The sequence below is a fragment of the Protofrankia sp. CiT1 genome, from assembly GCF_917627335.1.
In the GTDB taxonomy this organism is placed as follows: Bacteria; Actinomycetota; Actinomycetes; order Frankiales; family Frankiaceae; genus Protofrankia.
The window spans coordinates 13,295-29,362 of sequence record NZ_CAKJTP010000048.1 but is presented as its reverse complement, the minus strand read 5'-3'; the positions used below and the strand labels follow the sequence as shown (position 1 = coordinate 29,362).

The 16,068-nt window shown below is 65.3% G+C and carries 17 protein-coding genes and 1 pseudogene; 9 read left to right on the top strand and 9 right to left on the bottom strand.

All coding sequences use genetic code 11. The features are described 5' to 3' along the window. Positions 1-177: 177 nt before the first annotated feature. From MJ785_RS10510 to MJ785_RS10490, 5 genes are all read left to right on the top strand, one after another. Positions 178-357 carry a hypothetical protein gene (locus MJ785_RS10510; protein ID WP_239380611.1) on the top strand — a complete coding sequence of 60 codons (180 nt, stop codon included), beginning with the start codon at positions 178-180 and terminating at the stop codon, positions 355-357. A 108-nt stretch (positions 358-465) separates the two neighbouring features. Next, positions 466-888, top strand: a complete 423-nt coding sequence (locus MJ785_RS10505; RefSeq protein ID WP_239308294.1) for a YbaB/EbfC family nucleoid-associated protein — start codon at positions 466-468, stop codon at positions 886-888. 61 nt (positions 889-949) lie between these two features. Next, positions 950-1,546 (top strand): recombination mediator RecR, encoded by a 597-nt coding sequence (recR, locus tag MJ785_RS10500; protein WP_239308295.1) that lies wholly within the window; start codon positions 950-952, stop codon positions 1,544-1,546. Positions 1,547-1,792: 246 nt separating this feature from the next. Further along, the gene (locus MJ785_RS10495) at positions 1,793-2,239 is read left to right on the top strand and encodes a hypothetical protein (protein WP_239308296.1); all 447 of its coding nucleotides are present in this window, start codon (positions 1,793-1,795) and stop codon (positions 2,237-2,239) included. Between the two features lie 192 nt (positions 2,240-2,431). Then, positions 2,432-3,613 carry a Fic family protein gene (locus tag MJ785_RS10490; RefSeq protein WP_239380609.1) on the top strand — a complete coding sequence of 394 codons (1,182 nt, stop codon included), beginning with the start codon at positions 2,432-2,434 and terminating at the stop codon, positions 3,611-3,613. A 63-nt stretch (positions 3,614-3,676) separates the two neighbouring features. Here the strand turns inward: MJ785_RS10490 and MJ785_RS10485 are convergent, their stop codons facing one another. From MJ785_RS10485 to MJ785_RS10465, 6 genes and pseudogenes are all read right to left on the bottom strand, one after another. Further along, positions 3,677-4,681: a zinc-dependent alcohol dehydrogenase family protein gene (locus tag MJ785_RS10485; protein WP_239380613.1), complete on the bottom strand. Its 1,005-nt coding sequence runs from the start codon at positions 4,679-4,681 to the stop codon at positions 3,677-3,679. A 185-nt stretch (positions 4,682-4,866) separates the two neighbouring features. Next, positions 4,867-5,451 (bottom strand): TerD family protein, encoded by a 585-nt coding sequence (locus MJ785_RS10480; protein WP_239308298.1) that lies wholly within the window; start codon positions 5,449-5,451, stop codon positions 4,867-4,869. Between the two features lie 478 nt (positions 5,452-5,929). Beyond that, complete coding sequence (locus MJ785_RS10475; RefSeq protein ID WP_239308299.1) at positions 5,930-6,280, bottom strand: hypothetical protein; 351 nt, start codon at positions 6,278-6,280, stop codon at positions 5,930-5,932. After that, entirely contained in the window at positions 6,277-6,810 is a 534-nt protein-coding gene (locus MJ785_RS10470; RefSeq protein WP_239308300.1) for a hypothetical protein, read from the bottom strand. The genes MJ785_RS10475 and MJ785_RS10470 overlap by 4 nt, the downstream gene beginning before the upstream one ends. 63 nt (positions 6,811-6,873) lie before the next feature. After that, positions 6,874-6,993 (bottom strand): annotated as a pseudogene (locus tag MJ785_RS22235) (hypothetical protein); the annotation flags it as partial. A 309-nt stretch (positions 6,994-7,302) separates the two neighbouring features. Continuing rightward, positions 7,303-8,598 carry a nitrous oxide reductase family maturation protein NosD gene (locus tag MJ785_RS10465; RefSeq protein ID WP_239308301.1) on the bottom strand — a complete coding sequence of 432 codons (1,296 nt, stop codon included), beginning with the start codon at positions 8,596-8,598 and terminating at the stop codon, positions 7,303-7,305. Between the two features lie 797 nt (positions 8,599-9,395). Between MJ785_RS10465 and MJ785_RS10460 the strand changes: the two genes are divergently transcribed. Together MJ785_RS10460 and MJ785_RS10455 are read left to right on the top strand one after the other, a co-directional pair. After that, on the top strand, positions 9,396-10,664 hold the full coding sequence (locus MJ785_RS10460) for an aspartate kinase (protein WP_239308302.1): 1,269 nt from the start codon (positions 9,396-9,398) through the stop codon (positions 10,662-10,664). Continuing rightward, complete coding sequence (locus MJ785_RS10455) at positions 10,661-11,806, top strand: aspartate-semialdehyde dehydrogenase (protein WP_239345354.1); 1,146 nt, start codon at positions 10,661-10,663, stop codon at positions 11,804-11,806. The genes MJ785_RS10460 and MJ785_RS10455 overlap by 4 nt, the downstream gene beginning before the upstream one ends. Before the next feature lie 365 nt (positions 11,807-12,171). On the opposite strand, the gene MJ785_RS10450 is transcribed toward MJ785_RS10455, so the two are convergent. Then, positions 12,172-12,375 carry a cold-shock protein gene (locus MJ785_RS10450; RefSeq protein ID WP_013872098.1) on the bottom strand — a complete coding sequence of 68 codons (204 nt, stop codon included), beginning with the start codon at positions 12,373-12,375 and terminating at the stop codon, positions 12,172-12,174. 841 nt (positions 12,376-13,216) lie between these two features. Between MJ785_RS10450 and MJ785_RS10445 the strand changes: the two genes are divergently transcribed. Then, entirely contained in the window at positions 13,217-14,224 is a 1,008-nt protein-coding gene (locus MJ785_RS10445) for an aldo/keto reductase (RefSeq protein ID WP_239345350.1), read from the top strand. A gap of 141 nt (positions 14,225-14,365) precedes the next feature. Here the strand turns inward: MJ785_RS10445 and MJ785_RS10440 are convergent, their stop codons facing one another. Together MJ785_RS10440 and MJ785_RS10435 are read right to left on the bottom strand one after the other, a co-directional pair. Then, positions 14,366-15,091: a response regulator transcription factor gene (locus tag MJ785_RS10440; protein WP_239372808.1), complete on the bottom strand. Its 726-nt coding sequence runs from the start codon at positions 15,089-15,091 to the stop codon at positions 14,366-14,368. Between the two features lie 182 nt (positions 15,092-15,273). Further along, a complete protein-coding gene (locus MJ785_RS10435; RefSeq protein ID WP_239380607.1) occupies positions 15,274-15,543 on the bottom strand; it encodes a hypothetical protein in 270 nt (89 codons plus the stop codon). 25 nt (positions 15,544-15,568) lie between these two features. Between MJ785_RS10435 and MJ785_RS10430 the strand changes: the two genes are divergently transcribed. Continuing rightward, the gene (locus tag MJ785_RS10430) at positions 15,569-15,862 is read left to right on the top strand and encodes a hypothetical protein (RefSeq protein ID WP_239345345.1); all 294 of its coding nucleotides are present in this window, start codon (positions 15,569-15,571) and stop codon (positions 15,860-15,862) included. Positions 15,863-16,068: the final 206 nt, after the last annotated feature.

The following is a 16,068-nucleotide window of genomic DNA, read 5'->3' as shown; positions in this document are numbered from 1 at the left end:
GCGGCGACGACCGCCGACCGGTCGGGTTCACCCGCCGTGGGCAACGGTCATGCCAGCGCCCAGGCAGGCGTGGATGTGACAGGACGCTCGCCCATGTACCCGCCATCGTCAGCAACGCCGGCGGCGCCAACAACGTCAGCTGCGGCGCCAACAGCACCGGTGACACCAACAACACCGATGACGCCAACAGCACCGGTGACGGCAACGGCCAGCCACGGCGACATCGACGATGAAGCCTCCCCTGACGACGATGACGCGCCAGCCCACCCAGAGGCGTCGCTGTCGGGGGAGGCCGCCGCGATGGCATTGCTGCGGTCCGATCTCGGCGCCACTGTCATCGAGCAACCCGCCGACTGAGCGCGCCAGGAGACCAGCCGGATATCCGCGGGCACACCCAACCAGCTGGACCGCGAATCGCGGCCTTCCCCGCAAGGTGTATCGGAACCCGGACGTAGGCTCAGGGACATGTCGAACCCGCAGACACCTGGGCCGGACTTCGGCCAGTTCCTCATGCAGGCCCAGCGGATGCAGGCCGAGTTGATGAACGCCCAGCAGGAGCTCGCCGGCACCAGGGTGGAGGGCACCGCCGGCGGAGGCCTGGTGAAAGCCACTGTGACTGGCGGCGGCGAGCTGGTCGATCTCACCATCAGCCCCGCCGCGGTCGATCCGGCCGACACCGAGACCTTGGCGGACCTCGTCCTCGCGGCCGTCCGGGACGCCGCCGGCAATGCGCGCGGGCTTGCCTCGGATCGCATGGGCCAGGTCACCGGCGGGCTCGGCGACGCCCTCGGCGGGCTCGGTATTCCCGGCGGACCGCCAGGTCCGGCGGGCCGGTCAGGTCTAGCAGGCGGATCCGGGCCGGGTTCTGACACCTCGGGCCTGGGGTGACAGCCATGTCGATGGACGGCTGGGCCGTATCTGGTAACCGCATCGGGGCAGGTCAGTAACGATGTACGAGGGGATCGTCCAGGATCTGATCGACGAGCTCGGTAGGCTGCCGGGTATCGGCCCGAAAAGCGCGCAGCGGATCGCTTTCCATCTTCTTTCCGCGGACCCCGCTGATGTGCGGCGCCTCGCGGCCACGTTGAACGAGATCAAAGACAAGGTACGGTTCTGCCGGCTCTGCTTCAACGTCGCGCAGGCGGAACTGTGCCGGATCTGCTCGGACCAGCGGCGTGATCCAGAACAGATCTGCGTCGTCGAGGAATCGAAGGACGTCATCGCCATCGAGCGGACGCGGGAGTTCCGAGGGCGTTATCACGTTCTTGGCGGCGCAATCAATCCGATCGGCGGAATAGGCCCTGACGATCTGCATATCCGGGAGCTGATCGCTCGGCTGGCCGATGGAACGGTGACCGAGCTGATTCTCGCGACAGATCCGAACACCGAAGGTGAAGTCACCGCGTCCTATCTGGCTCGGCAGATCGCTCCGATGGGCGTGAAGGTCACCCGCCTGGCCAGTGGCCTACCGATGGGCGGCGACCTGGAATGGGCGGACGAGGTGACTCTCGGCCGCGCCTTCGAAGGCCGTCGCGTCGTCGCCTGACCGGGCGCTCCCCGGTCAGGCGCTGTTGGGATAGACAGTGTTACCCCGCATCGCGCGTGGCGGCGTGCGAACGCCTCTCGGCTACTGTGGGCAACTCCTGTCGAGTTCAGCAGGACGGCGCGGCCGCACCCCTCCCGCGCCGCCTTTGGCCGCGAGGAAAGAGACATACAGCCTGTTCAGGTGACGTTCGCGGCCCGGTCGTCCGCGCGCGGATGAACTCCTACGACCCTCAGGAGCGCACAACAAATGATCATTAGTGCACATGTAGGTGCGGGAGCGCTGCTCGGGACGGCAGTACGCCGGCCGCTGCCCGCGTTTGCGGTGGGCTTCGCCTCCCATCTGGCAATGGACATGCTGCCGCACTGGGGTACCGGCCCAGGGCTGAGCTGGATCCCGGTCGCCCGGCGCGACGGCGTGGCAGGGCTGATCGCAATGGGCCTTCTGACCGCGGCCGCGCCACCCGGCCGGCGGCTCGCGGTGCTTGCCGGTATGAGTGGGGCATGCCTTCCCGACACCGACAAAATCGGAATCTACTTCGCCGGACGCAGTCCATGGCCGGGCCGCTTCGACCGCTTCCACGGACGCATCCAGCGGGAGTCCGCCGATCTGTTGCCCCGGGATGTACTCGTCGCCGCCACGCTCAGCGCAACTGCGGCCGGGCTGCTACACCTGCTGGGCCGGGGCAGGAGTTGAGCGGCCTCCGGGCGGCGGCCAGCCCAAGAGCCAGGGGCCCGGCGAATCGTCGCGAAGCGGCTATTCGGGGAAAGGCCGTAGTGTTGGCTGGTGTCGAAGTGCTGAAAACAGAGGAATCCGGCGATGGGTCGATACGGGGAACAACTCTGGTCCCCGAACCCGGCCGCGCCGTTGCGCGGACGCCGCACAGGGGTGTATCGCCCGTACTATCCTGATCCGCTGGCCGGGTCTCCGCCGGTCCTTCACAAGGATCTCATCGCGCGCGCGACAGCGATCGAGGTGGGCATCCGATCACTGACCAGCACGGTCGTGGTGAGCCTGGACCAGCTGGCAGATTTTCTGCTGCGCGCCGAGGCAGTCGCGTCGTCCCGGATCGCGGGAATCCAGGTCGCTCCCCAGCAGGTCGCCTTGGCGGAGTTCGCCGCTGGAGCCGGCTCCGACAATGTCGTCGAGGGTTTCAGCGTGAACGCCCGCCGGGTCGCCCGCAACATCGCCGCGCTCCGGCGCGCGGTCACCGATCTTCCCGGCACTGAGGCCATCACCGTGGACGGTATTGTCAGCTTGCAGCGCACCCTGCTGCCAGGCCACCGGCACACCGGCCCGCGATCCGTCCAGACCTGGCTCGGCGGGAGCGAATGGAACCCCCTCGACGCGGCCTTCATACCTACGCCACCGTCCGATGTGGTCAGGCTGATGACCGATCTTGTCGCCTATGCTTCAGGCGACGCTCACCCACCGCTGATCCAGGCTGGGCTCGTCCACGCCCAGTTCGAGACCATCCAGCCATTCGACAACGGCAACGGGCGGGTGGCACGGACGCTGATCCATGCCGTGCTCGCCCGCCGAGGATTGGTCACACCCGCCGTGCTGCCGATCAGCCTCGCCTTTGTGAGCCGCTCCGACAGGTATGTGACGGCGCTGGCCGCCTACTGCCATGATGGCCCGCCTGGTGGCCGAGCCGCCCACGCGGCGCTGAACCAGTGGCTGACCTTCTTTCTCGACTCCCTGGTCGTGGCGATCGAGGAGGCCCGTATGTTCGCCGAGGAGATCGCCGAACTACGCCGGTCCTGGGATGCCAGACTGACAGCTTTCCGCGAGCGAACAGTCGCGGTCCGCAACCGGCCGCGAGAACCCGCGACAGTCGATCGGTTACTCACCGTACTATCCACCTCCCCTGTGATCACAGCAACCAGCGCGGCGCGCATCCTGGACGTGTCCGTGCAGGCCGCGTGGGCCGCAGCCGAGGAGCTTGTCGGCGCGGGCATCCTGCGCCGCCGGCAGATCGGACGTGGCGCCACCGGGTACCTCAACCGGGAAATATCAGACTTGCTGACTTCCGCCGAACGCCGACTGCTGGCGGTCAAACAAGGCTGACCAGCGCCTCCCTGGGAGCGCCACGCCCGACGACCGCTACGTACCGCGCCACGCCCGCGCTGTTCAGCCGGCCGGGAGCAGGACCGCGGCGCCGTTCACCCGGTCCGAGGCCAAGTCGATCAACGCCTGGTCCGCTCGGTCGAGCGGATACAGCTGGACCGTGACCGCGAGCCGATGCCGCCGCGCGATCCCGAGAAACTCGCGCCCGTCCGCCCGGGTGTTCGCGGTCGTGCTACGCAGCGTCCGTTCCTGGAACAGGTGGCGCTGATAGCTCAGCACCGGCACATCGGAGAGGTGGATACCGGCGACCGACAGCGTCCCGCCGCGGTCCAGGGCCCCCAGCGCGACCGGGACCAGGTCGCCAACCGGGGCGAACAGAACGGCTGCGTCGAGCGGCTCCGGCGGGGCGTCGTAGGCCCCGCCGGCCGAAGACGCGCCGAGCGCGAGCGCGAGCTGTCGCGCATCCTCGGAGCGGGTCATCACGTGGACCCTCGCGCCCTGCGCCAGTGCCACCTGCGCGGCAAGGTGGGCGGATGCGCCAAAGCCGTATACCCCAAGCCGGCCACCGGCCGGGAGCTCAGCGCGACGCAGCGCCCGGAATCCGACGATTCCTGCGCACAGCAGCGGTGCCAGTTCAGCATCGGAATAACCATCCGGCAGCCGGTAGGCGTAGTCCGCCCGGGCCACGGCGTACTCGGCATAACCGCCGTCGGCATCCCAACCGGTGTAGCGGGAGGTCAGACACAAATTCTCCGCGCCGCGGCCGCAGTAGGTACATGTCCCGTCGGTCTCCCGCAGCCAGGCGATTCCCAGCCGATCACCGATAGCAACACCTTTCACCGCAGGGCCGACTGCGTCGACATAACCGACGATCTCGTGCCCGGGAACGGTGTTGGGCCTGCGCGGTCGCAGATCGCCCTCGGCCAGATGTAGGTCCGTACGGCAGACCCCACAGGCTACGACCTGTAGACGCACCTCGCCGGCAGCCGGCTCTGGCACGGGGACGGCCGTGCGCCGCAGCGGTCGCGCCGTCGCCGGAGCCGGTGTGGTGACCTGCCAGGCCGTCATCATCGGTGTCATGCCCTTGATGTTCCCCGATCAGCCCGCTGCATTACCGCTTACCGCTTGCCGCCCATACGCTGTCACCGTCGGCAAAACCGCCCTCGGTGGACGGTGACCTGAAGTATCGCCGTCCACCGACGGATCATGCCATATAGGCGAAAAGAGCCAGATGATACGTTGAAAGCGATGCGTCAGATGTTGACGCCATGATCACGGGCGAGACCGCCGAGGTCGTTGTGGCCCTGGCCAACCGCACGGAACTTCCACTCGGCGCCGTTGCGGTAAACCTCACCGAAAATGACTACCGTCTCAGTGGAGTAGTCCTCGGAAAGATCATAACGGACCAGCTCAGTGCCGGTCTGGTCGACGACACGGATGTAGGCGTTGCGCACCTGGCCGAAGTTCTGGTGCCGGTCCTGCGCACCGTAGATCGACACCGGAACGACAATCTTGTCGATGTCGGCCGGCACCTGGCCAAGGTTGATGACGATCGACTCGTCGTCCCCCTCACCCGCGCCGGTGAGATTGTCGCCGGTGAGCGTGATGGCGCCCTCCGGGGACTTCAGGTTGTTGAAGAAGACAAAATGCTCGTTGGTGAGAGCCTTACCGTCTGCCTTCACCCCGATGGCGGAGGCGTCCAGGTCGAAGTCGGTGCCAGTGGTGGTGCGAGCGTCCCACCCGAGCCCAACCGTCAACGCGGTGAGCTGAGGTGTGCCCGCGTCGGCGGCCTGTTTGGTAAGGCTGACGTTGCCGCCCTTGGCAAGGCTGATGGCCATCTGTAGATCGTCTCCTCTGATCGGTCCGCGTCGGTGCGGATCGTCCCGTGCAGGTACAGACTTACCCCAGGAACCTCCGGCGACGCGAAAAGGTCATGATCGCGCGACTTGGGCTTAAGAGCGCCCGGCAACAGGGGACGCGGCATTGCGGGGTTGGGGTGCGCACCTCGCGTCATCGCTCCCCAGCCATCGCCGCGCGATGCACGCACCCCAGCCTCACTCCTTGATCAACGCCCCTGTTGCCGGCGCTCCAACAGCTACGAAAGAACCTTCGCACACGCTAGGGCACCCGCCTACAGTCGGTCCGGTTGGGTGCGGTAGGGGCCCGGCAGTGCCATCACTGGTGACAGATGTCAACACCACCCAGCGACGACCATGGTCATACCCGATGCACTCTGTGGACGCAGGATCGGAGCGGCTGCTGGAACTGCGCCGACCGAAGCCCAAGCATCCTGGTCTCCCAAGAACCCGGGGCGGTTCATTCCGTATTATCGACGATGATTTTTCCAATCCTATCACCCTGCGGCGTGTTATTGAGCCAACAGGTGAATCCCCAGCGGTTTGCATCAAAACCCTGGTATGAATGCTTTATTCGCATCAATGCATCGGCGACGGAGTCACCCCAAGGGGAAAATCCGCCATCCGTTATTTCACCAATCTCAACAAGATTTTCAACAACAAGATAATTAATCGTTTCAATAACTTCTCGATGAACAGAATCCTCGTCAGTCGATGACAGAAAGCGTCGCGCAAGCGAATCGACAGCCAGCAGCGGGACCCAGTCATCAAGGCCGGCTTTGAGTATTTCTTTGGCCAACAAATCAATCATGGGAGATGAACCTTGACATGCGTACCATCGGCCTTGAAAATATCGATTGTCTCCCCTCCTGACCTACTGCTCTCGCGGAACCCGACCTTGGTGCCGTCTTGCAGCTCAACGAACTTACCCGGATAACCCGACTGCACCGGTATCCCATCTCTGGAGATATCAGCGAATACCTGTCGCATTTCCTCTGGCGTATCAACTTCCAGGTTCGGCGGAGTGCGACCAGTTCGCAACTTCGACAATACATCGTCGATGCACTCTGTGGACGCAGGATTGGAGTGGCTGCTGGAACTACTGGATCTTCCGCTGGAACCACCGCTGGAGTGGCCGCTGGAACCACCGTTGGCACTCGATACCGCGGCGGACACGCCGCCGATGAGACCGCCCACCACCGCGCCACCCGCAACCACACCCCCGGTCTCGGCCGCGATCGTGACCCCACCACCGAGCACGAGCGCACCTGAAGCGAGCGCCACACCACCGGCCTCAACCAGACCACACGGCTCAAGAACGATGCACGCCGCAGTACCCACAACCACCGCACCGATACCGAGGCCGGTACCGACCTTGCACCAGAACCCACACAGCCCACTCGGATCCGCGTCGTTAAGCGGATTCCCCCCGACATACCCATACGGACTACGCGTGAGATCCAGAGCCGGGTCGACCGTCAAGAACCGCGCCGTCACCGGATCGTAAAAACAAGCCCGCCGAATTCGAGTCCCGCTACTACCCGCAGGACGAAGCTGCTATGCCGACCGAAGCGCAGGCATCCCGGTCTCCAAAGAACCCGGGGCGGTTCATTCTGTATTTTCGACTCAATCATGGAAATCGAAGCAGACACTGCCAGCAAGGAGCCTTGCGCGCAACAGATCGGCCGATGAGTTGTTGGTTCGCGTAACGCGCTGTTCGCCGCGGACATCGACGACTTCATACAGCTGGAAACAGTGACTGCGGGTGGCCCGAAACCTCGCGAGCCACCCGCGATCCCACAGCGATGGGACTGTTACCGCGTGCGGAGAGCGTTACCGCGCGCAGGGCACGTTGAACAACCCGCTCGCCGCCGCGGTGACGGTGTTGGTGCAGGAGACGGTGTTCTTGGTCTTGTCCGGCTTGTCAACGCTGACACCAAAGCCGGGACCGCGGACGTCGAGCTTGTTGCCGGTGATGATGTTTCCCATTCCCCAGCCGTCGACGACGACATGGGTCTGGATACCATCCTTCGGGCTGTTGACACCGACGTTGCCCTCGATGAGCCAGTTGTTGCCCTTCACGTCGACCCACGAATCCGCGTAGTTGTCACCCGTGATGGCGGAGCCGTCGAAGGTGTTGCTCCGCAGGACGCCACCGGTTGTGGCTTCCTTGATGTCAACCGCCTCCGCGGTCACTCCGTTGATTGCGTTACCGATAATCTGGTTACGATCGGAGTTATCCGGCTTCCCACCGCTGAACTTTGCCCAGTTCGACTCGGCCGAGCCGATGTAGATGCCCTCGCCGAAGCCCGGATCCTTGCGCCCGGTACCGCTGACCGTCGACCCGGCGACGATGTTGTCAGTCGAGAAGTTCCGTAGGTGGATGCCCTCGTCACCGATGTTCCGCACCAGCAGTCCGGTGATGACCGCCCCGCTGGTCTGGTCGGTCATCACCCCCTTCTGGCCGTCCTGGACCGTGAAACCCTCCAAGCGCCAGTAATCGGCGTTGTCAAGGTGAAAGACATAGCCACTGTTGATCGACCCACCATCGAGCACTGCGTTGCGTGAGCCACGCACCGTGATCGGGGCCTTCGCGGTCGCCGCCCGGTTGGCGACGAAGTGCCCGCTGTACTGCCCGTCCGCGAGTTGGATGAGATCCCCTGGCCGGGCGTTCGCGAGCGCGGCGGTCAACTGCTGGGTGGTCGACACCCCGACCTGACGCAACGGCGCCGGCGGCACCGGAATCCCCGTCAGCCCGGCAACCAGGGCTGGCAAGGCCGATGCGGCGGCAGGCGCTGAGGCCTGGGCGGTCGCTGTGGCTGCCGGAGACGAAACAACCGACCCGGCAGACAGCGTGCTCCCGGTAGCCGTGGGAGCCGCGGGCGTCTGGATCGGTGCCTGGTTTCCCGCGGGGGCCGCCGTGCTATGGGCGGGTTGCGTCAGGCTCGAATCGGCTGGCTTGCACGCGGCAAGCCCACCGGTCAGGAGAACAGCGGACAACACCACGGTGGCTGGTAGCCGGCTGGCAGCCGAGTGGCGCCCGGCACGGCGCTCCTGGGAGCACTCGGCCACGTCGCCCAGCGGAGAGGCGCCTCGAGGGCCCACGCCTAGTGCCTCGGTGCTTGCCACGGGACTCCACCGGGCACTGCAGTTGATCATCACTGGCTCTCTAAGCCTTTCGTAGGTCCCAATCTTGGTGTCCCCCCCAAGTAGGACGAAAGGAGCATAGCGGTGAACCGGCCCGCATCCTCATGGGCCCCCACGATGCGCGAACGTCAGCCACCATCCGTAATAGCAGCATCATATGCATGAAAGAAAAATTAATGATTATCGGTTGACAAACCAACGAAGAACCCACTTCAACCCACATCATAAAAATGTGACCAACCAGCAGCGCCGTGCCACCACTGGAACACTCGGTGAAACAGCGCCAGGCAAGCCATCTCACACATGACCCACGCGTAACCCACACATGTCCCACCGCGTACATCATTACGCCCCACGCAAAATAGCGGTTAAGAGGCTTCCGGCAGCGGGGCGTCCGAGCAGGAAGCGGCGTCGCGAGGCTGGGGCCCGCGCCTCGCGTCATCGCTCCCCGGCCATACGCCGCGCGATGCACGGGCACCCCAGCTCGTCAATCGCCACCCACCACCAGAGCGGCTCCCTCCACCGCCTCGCGATGCACGCGCCCCAACCCCGCTCCTTGATCTAAACCTCTATTATCGAATGCTTAATTTTTTTGAAAATTCCAAAAAACTATTTTCAAAATCAAAAAAATATGATAACGGCCGCCGTGGCGGCAACGCCTCGTTCCCCAGCGCGGGCAAGACGGCCGCCCGCTCCGGTGGGGCAATCTGATCGCCCACCCGAAAGCACCGTGACCGCAGCTCTTCTCCGTCCCCTGAGTGCCAAGTAGCCTGGGCCCCATGGCGGTCGTGGTGACGAAGTTCGGCGGTTCCTCCGTCTCGGATGCCAACCGGATCAAACGGGTCGCCGAACGGATCGTGTCTCAGCGCCGTTCCGGCGACGATGTGGTGGTCGTGGTGAGCGCGATGGGTGACACGACCGATGACCTGCTGGAACTCGCCGAACAGATCACGCCGGTACCACCGGCCCGAGAGCTCGACATGCTGCTCACCGCCGGTGAACGCATCTCGATGGCACTGCTGGCCATGGCGATCTCAAACCTGGGTGCCGAGGCACGGTCGTTCACGGGCTCCCAGGCGGGAGTGATCACTACTTCGGCGCATGGCAAGGCCCGCATCATCGATGTCACACCGGGACGCATCCGTGACGCTCTGGACTCAGGTGCGATCGCGATCGTCGCCGGTTTCCAGGGTGTCAGCCAGGATACGAAGGACGTGACGACGCTCGGCCGAGGTGGGTCGGACACGACCGCCGTGGCCCTCGCGGCCGCCTTGCGGGCTGATTTCTGCGAAATATACACCGATGTGGACGGCGTTTTCACCGCCGACCCGCGTATCGTGCCGGACGCACGCCGCATCGAGCGCATCTCATACGAGGAAATGATGGAGATGGCGGCCTGCGGCGCCAAAGTTCTCATGCTTCGGTGCGTCGAGTATGCCCGCCGCTACACCGTCCCCGTCCACGTCCGTTCCTCGTTCTCCTCGAAGCCGGGTACGTGGGTCACCGAGATTCCGGAGGCAGATCTCGTGGAACAGGCCATCATCCGCGGAGTCGCACACGACCAGAGCGAGGCGAAGGTGACCGTGGCCGGCTGCCCGGACAAGCCCGGCGTGGCCGCTGCCGTCTTCCGAGCCGTCGCTGACGCGGACGTCAACCTCGATATGATCGTGCAGGTCGGTTCGGTCGCCGGCACCGGGCGGACCGACATCTCCTTCACCCTCCCGAAAGCCGACGGCCGTACCGCGCTGACCGCGCTGACGAAGGTCCGTGGCCAGATTGGCTTCGAACGGACCCTGTACGACGATCACATCGGCAAACTCTCCCTGATCGGCGCCGGGATGAAGTCGCATCCAGGGGTGTCAGCCCGTTTTTTCGGCGCGCTCGCGGACGCCGGGGTCAATGTAGAGATCATCTCAACCTCCGAGATCCGGATCTCGGTCGTCATCCGCGACACCGACCTGCCCGTAGCAGTCCGGGCCGTCCACAGTGCCTTCGACCTCTCCGATCCCAACGGCCAGGCCGTCGTGTACGCGGGCACCGGCCGATGACGACACAGACTGCCGCCCACCGCCCAACACTCGCTGTAGTCGGCGCGACCGGTGCGGTCGGCACCGTGATGCTGTCGCTGCTGACGGAACGCCCGAACATCTGGGGAGAGATCCGCTTGATCGCTTCCGCCCGGTCCGCTGGGCGGAAACTGCGGCTGCGCGGCAGGGACGTCGAGGTGCTTGCGCTGGCTCCCGAGGTCTTCGACGGCGTCGACATCGCGATGTTCGACGTTCCGGATGAGGTCTCCAAGGAGTGGGCACCGGTCGCCGCGTCCCGTGGGGCTACCGTGGTCGACAACTCGGGCGCTTTCCGGATGGATGCCGACGTCCCGCTCGTCGTCCCCGAGGTGAACGCGCAGGCTGCGGCGAGGCGACCTCGTGGGATCATCGCCAACCCGAACTGCACGACACTGTCAATGATCGTCGCGGTTGGCGCGCTACACCGGGTGTTCGGGCTGGACTCCCTGGTGGCGACCTCCTACCAGGCAGCGAGCGGAGCGGGCCAAGCCGGTATCGACACGCTGTACGCCCAGCTCGCGGTCGTCCTCGATGCCGGGCTCGCCCACCGCAACATGCCGCCGGCCGACGCGGCCGGCCTGCCTGCCGGCACGGCTGGCGACATCGAGCTCAGACTCGGACAGAGTGCCGGAGACGTCCGCAAGGCGATCGGGGAGAACGGGCTCGGCCCGTTCCCCGCGCCGCTCGCGCTGAACGTGGTGCCGTGGGCCGGTTCCTACAAGGACGGCGGCTGGTCGTCCGAGGAAATTAAGATCCGGAACGAGTCACGGAAAATCCTCGGGCTCCCCGGCCTCAGGGTATCCGCGACCTGTGTCCGGGTACCGGTCGTGACGACCCACGCGGTGGCGGTACACGCGTGGTTCGCGCGTCCGGTAACGGCGGATGAGGCACGAGCCGTCCTGCGCGCGGCGCCAGGTGTGGCGGTCCTGGACGACCCGGCCGCAGGGGATTTCCCAACGCCGGCAGATGTCGTCGGTACCGATCCGACCTGGGTCGGGCGGATCAGGCAATCGCCCGACGACCCGTGTGAGCTCGCCATGTTCGTCTGTGGCGACAACCTCCGCAAGGGTGCGGCCTTGAACACCCTGCAGATCGCCGAACTCCTGGTGTCCCGCGGTCGATAGTCCCCCGCGTCGGCGTGGTTGACGGAAATTTTGCTACGAGCGTTCCATCCGGCGGATACGCTCGGCAAAAAATCCGGCAGCGCGGCGAGGGGCGTGCCCCAGCCCCGCGACGCCGCGGTCCTCTGTTACCGGGCGCTCCTATTCAACAAAAAAGATGGCAGCTGACGGACCCGACATATTCGAGCGCACGTCAGCGGCTATGCGGAAACACGCAATCTACCAGAAAAGAAACAACACGAAAAAGAAACGCGATGCGTTATGAATCCGAACGTGTCGCCCGCCACCGACAGATAACGAAGGCCCGCCTCCTCAGCTGGGGATGGCGGACCCTCGCCCTACGACTGTGGAGTTACGTCCCTCGTGGCTCAGACGACCCGAACGGCGTCAGCCTGTGGACCCTTCTGTCCTTGGGTCACTTGGAACTCGACCCGCTGCCCTTCTTCCAGGCTCTTGTACCCGTCCATGTCAATCGCGCTGTAGTGGACGAAGACATCCGAACCGCCGCCGTCCACGGAGATGAAGCCGAAGCCCTTCTCCGAGTTGAACCACTTAACCGTGCCCTGAGCCACGTGCCGTTCTCCCTGCTGGTGCAGTCAGGACCCACACCGCGCGGGCCCCGGACCGTCTGAAGTGAGATTTTGGCGCTCCCACGACAGTGTTCGCCGTCCGCGTCCCTTGTAGACGCCAACCGCCGAACTTGGCCATGGAAGACGCTACACGGCTACAGGCCATCACGGGAGGTCTCCGGGGAAGGAAGTCCACTACATACCTCACGTAGCGGATGGCGGCGCATCGCCCGAGGTAACCCACCGCGACTACCGGTCGCGGGCACCTCCATCGTCCGCGCCGGCAGAGCGCCGCGGCCGGCCACCGTCAGGGCGTGCCACCAGAACTGCCCATGGTCAACGCCTCCAGGGAGCCGATCGTGGCTACCAGCCCCCGAGGCGGCTGACACCCCCGGGACCGGCCTGGGTGTTCCTATGCGGCCCGGCCGCGTACTCATGGCGCGGGCATCCCACCTGCCAGCCGGCAGATAACCCGTACCACCAGTATGACTACTCATAGTAAAAATCATGGTGCATATTTCACCAGCGGATCACCGTGCGACCATCCAATGACCCGGGCTGTCCAACGCCCGCGGACGACACGCCCAGACCGCCCGCGACCAGACGGCATTCCCGCTCGCCGCCGCGCACCGGCCCTGGCCGGCCGCGGCGGAGGCCGCTCATCTTCAGGAATGTCAACAAGACAAACATGACATTACTGACATTCCTGGCCGCGGGACTTCCGGTCGCGTGAATGCTTTCATGCTGGAGAAGCCGGTACGGTCCGGTCGGAGCCAGCCGCCTGGATCCCAGGAGTCCTCGTTCCACCCAGATCCGGAGTCTCGCATGGGGGTACACACTGACCATGACCCTTCCTACAATGCTCTTGGGCCCGACCGGTTTGAACATCACCCGGGTTGGCTTCGGCGCCTGGGCGATCGGCGGTGCGGAGCACGCATTCGGATGGGGCGCCCAGGACGACGATGAATCGGTGGCCGCCATTCGGCATGCCGTCGAGCACGGCGTGAACTGGATCGACACAGCGGCTGTATACGGCCGCGGGCACTCCGAGGAGGTCGTGGCACGGGCGCTCGCGGACATCGGCGAAGCCGACCGGCCATACGTGTTCACAAAGTGCGGCATGACCTGGAAATCAGATCATGACCTGTTGCCCGCCAGAGTGGGCTCGCCCGAGTCGATCCGCCGTGAGGTCAACGCGTCCCTGCGACGATTGAAGATCGAAAGAATCGATCTTTACCAACTGCACTGGCCGCCGAAGGACGGCACACCGATCGAGGATTCCGTCGCGACACTGCACGAACTGCGCGCGGAAGGAAAGATCCGGTCGGTGGGCGTGTCCAACTTCGACGTCGACCTGCTCGAGCGTGCCGCATCCGCGGGCGGGGTTGATGTTCTCCAGCCGCCGTTCTCAGCGATCAAGCGGACCGTGGCCACGGACATCCTGCCGTACTGCGCCAAGCACAACATCGGGGTAATCGTCTACAGCCCGATGCAGTCGGGGCTGCTCAGCGGGGCATGGTCAGCGCAGCGATCGGCCGACCTCCCGGCCGACGACTGGCGGCGCGCCTCACCGGACTTCACCGGCGAGGCACTGCACAGCAACCTCGCTCTCGCTGACATCCTGCGAACGGTGGCAAAAAGGCACAACACGACCGTCGCCTCGGTAGCCGTCGCCTGGACCCTCGCGTTCGACGGTGTGACCGCGGCGATCGTCGGCGCGCGCAGGCCAAGCCAGGTCAATGGATGGATCACGGCCGCCACCCTCGCGCTGACCGCGGAGGACATCGATGACATCGAGCTGGGCATCGATCGTCTCGGAGCCGGCGCCGGGCCATCCCGACCGACCGGGTAACTCACCGGGGTCAAAGGCCGCGCGAAAAACCAGCATCGCGCGGCCTTTGACCAGACACCCAGACCAAAGTCGCCGGCCGCGCGAAAAACCAGCATCGCGCGGCCTTTGACCAGACACGACGATCGTCACGTATCGATACGGTCAAAGCTGCGCGCCAGGCTCTCGCAGCACATAGCCGAAGCCGCGCTGGGTATGGATCAACGGCGGTCCGTGCGGCGCAAGCTTACGCCGTAGGTAGCTCACATACTGGTCGACGATGGTGTGGCCACCGTCGAAGTCGTAATTCCAGACCGCGTCGAGGATCTGGGCACGTGACAATACCCGGCGCGGGTTCGCCAACAAATATCGCAGCAGTTTGAACTCGGTGGGCGACAACTCCAGCGGATGACCGCCCCGGGCCACCTCGTGGCTGTCCTCGTTCAGGACGAGATCGGCGAAGACCAGGACCTGCGCGGCCAGCGGTGACTGGTCGCGCCGTGCCCGCCGGAGCACCGCGCGCACCCGGGCTACCAGTTCATCGATGGAAAAGGGCTTGGTCACGTAGTCGTCGCCGCCGTAGGTCAGACCAGCGACCTTGTCGGTATGGCGATCACGAGCGGTCAAAAAAATCACCGGGGTCTCGGCTCCAGCGTCACGCAGCCGACGGCAGACCTCGAAACCGTCGGTGTCGGGCAGCCCCACGTCAAGCACCACAAGATCCGGTGCCATCTCGGTGACAGCGGTCATCGCCTCCCGGCCGGAAGCTGCGGTAACCACGTCAAAGCCGTGGAAGCGCAAGGACATACGGACAAGATCGACGATGTTCGCCTCATCATCCACGACCAGGACCCGCATCGACCGCGAATCACGGCTCCCGTTCTCGCTCATGTCCCTCCCACGCCCTCCGTGCGCCCCGCGGGTCGCAATCACACCGGACGAACATATGAGTTCCATGCGAGCCGAACCGCCTGTTCATACATCCGGCTCTCATAAACGCCGGGCAGGCTCCAGAGCTGAGAACAGCACCCGCTGTCCCGCTCCGATACGAGGTGTCAAACGATGAACCGTCATCACGCCAGCCGATCCCGGATGGCCGTCATGCTCCTCGTCGGCATGGCAGTTCTTCCGCTGTCCGCATGCCAACCCGGTGCCCGCACCGCCGGCACGGCCGTGTCCGCGGCGACCACACAGGCCTCCAGCACCTCGTCATCGGTGACGGCAACCGTGCCTGTGACAACCGTGCCCGTGGCAACCGTGCCCGTGGCAACCGCACCGGCGACGGGTGGTACGTCCGCCGGACGCGGCGTCGGCGGGCCGGGATCTCTGACAGTGTCGATCACATCGCCAATCACAGTCGCCGGTCACGTGGACACAACCGTCAGCTGCGACACAGGCCGGCGCTACGTGGAATCCGCCAGCGGCGTCATTCATGGGTACACCGTTACAGCGACCGTCCGGATCGCCGCCTACCACGGAGCCGGCTCCTACCCGGCCGTGGTCACCGTTTCCGTCGGCTCATCCACGGACGGCCCGTACGCGGTGGAGGCCATCGCGACCACTGCGACGATCACGTCTTCGGGCGGTTCGCTGTCATTCACCGGCCAGACTTCGGCGGGCCGTACCCTGGCCGGCTCGATCAGCTGGTCCTGCTCCGCCTGACCCGGCCACGGCACTCGCGGCACGGCTTGGTGGCCACGCCGGGACCGGCGTGGCCACCAAAGGCGGGGCTAAGAGCGCCCGGCAACAGGGGACGCGGCGTCGCGGGGCTGGGGCACGCACCTCACCGCGTTGTCGTCGGTCGCCACCCAACACCAGGGTGACTCCCTCCGCCGCCTCGCGATACACGCACCCCAGCCCCGCTCCCT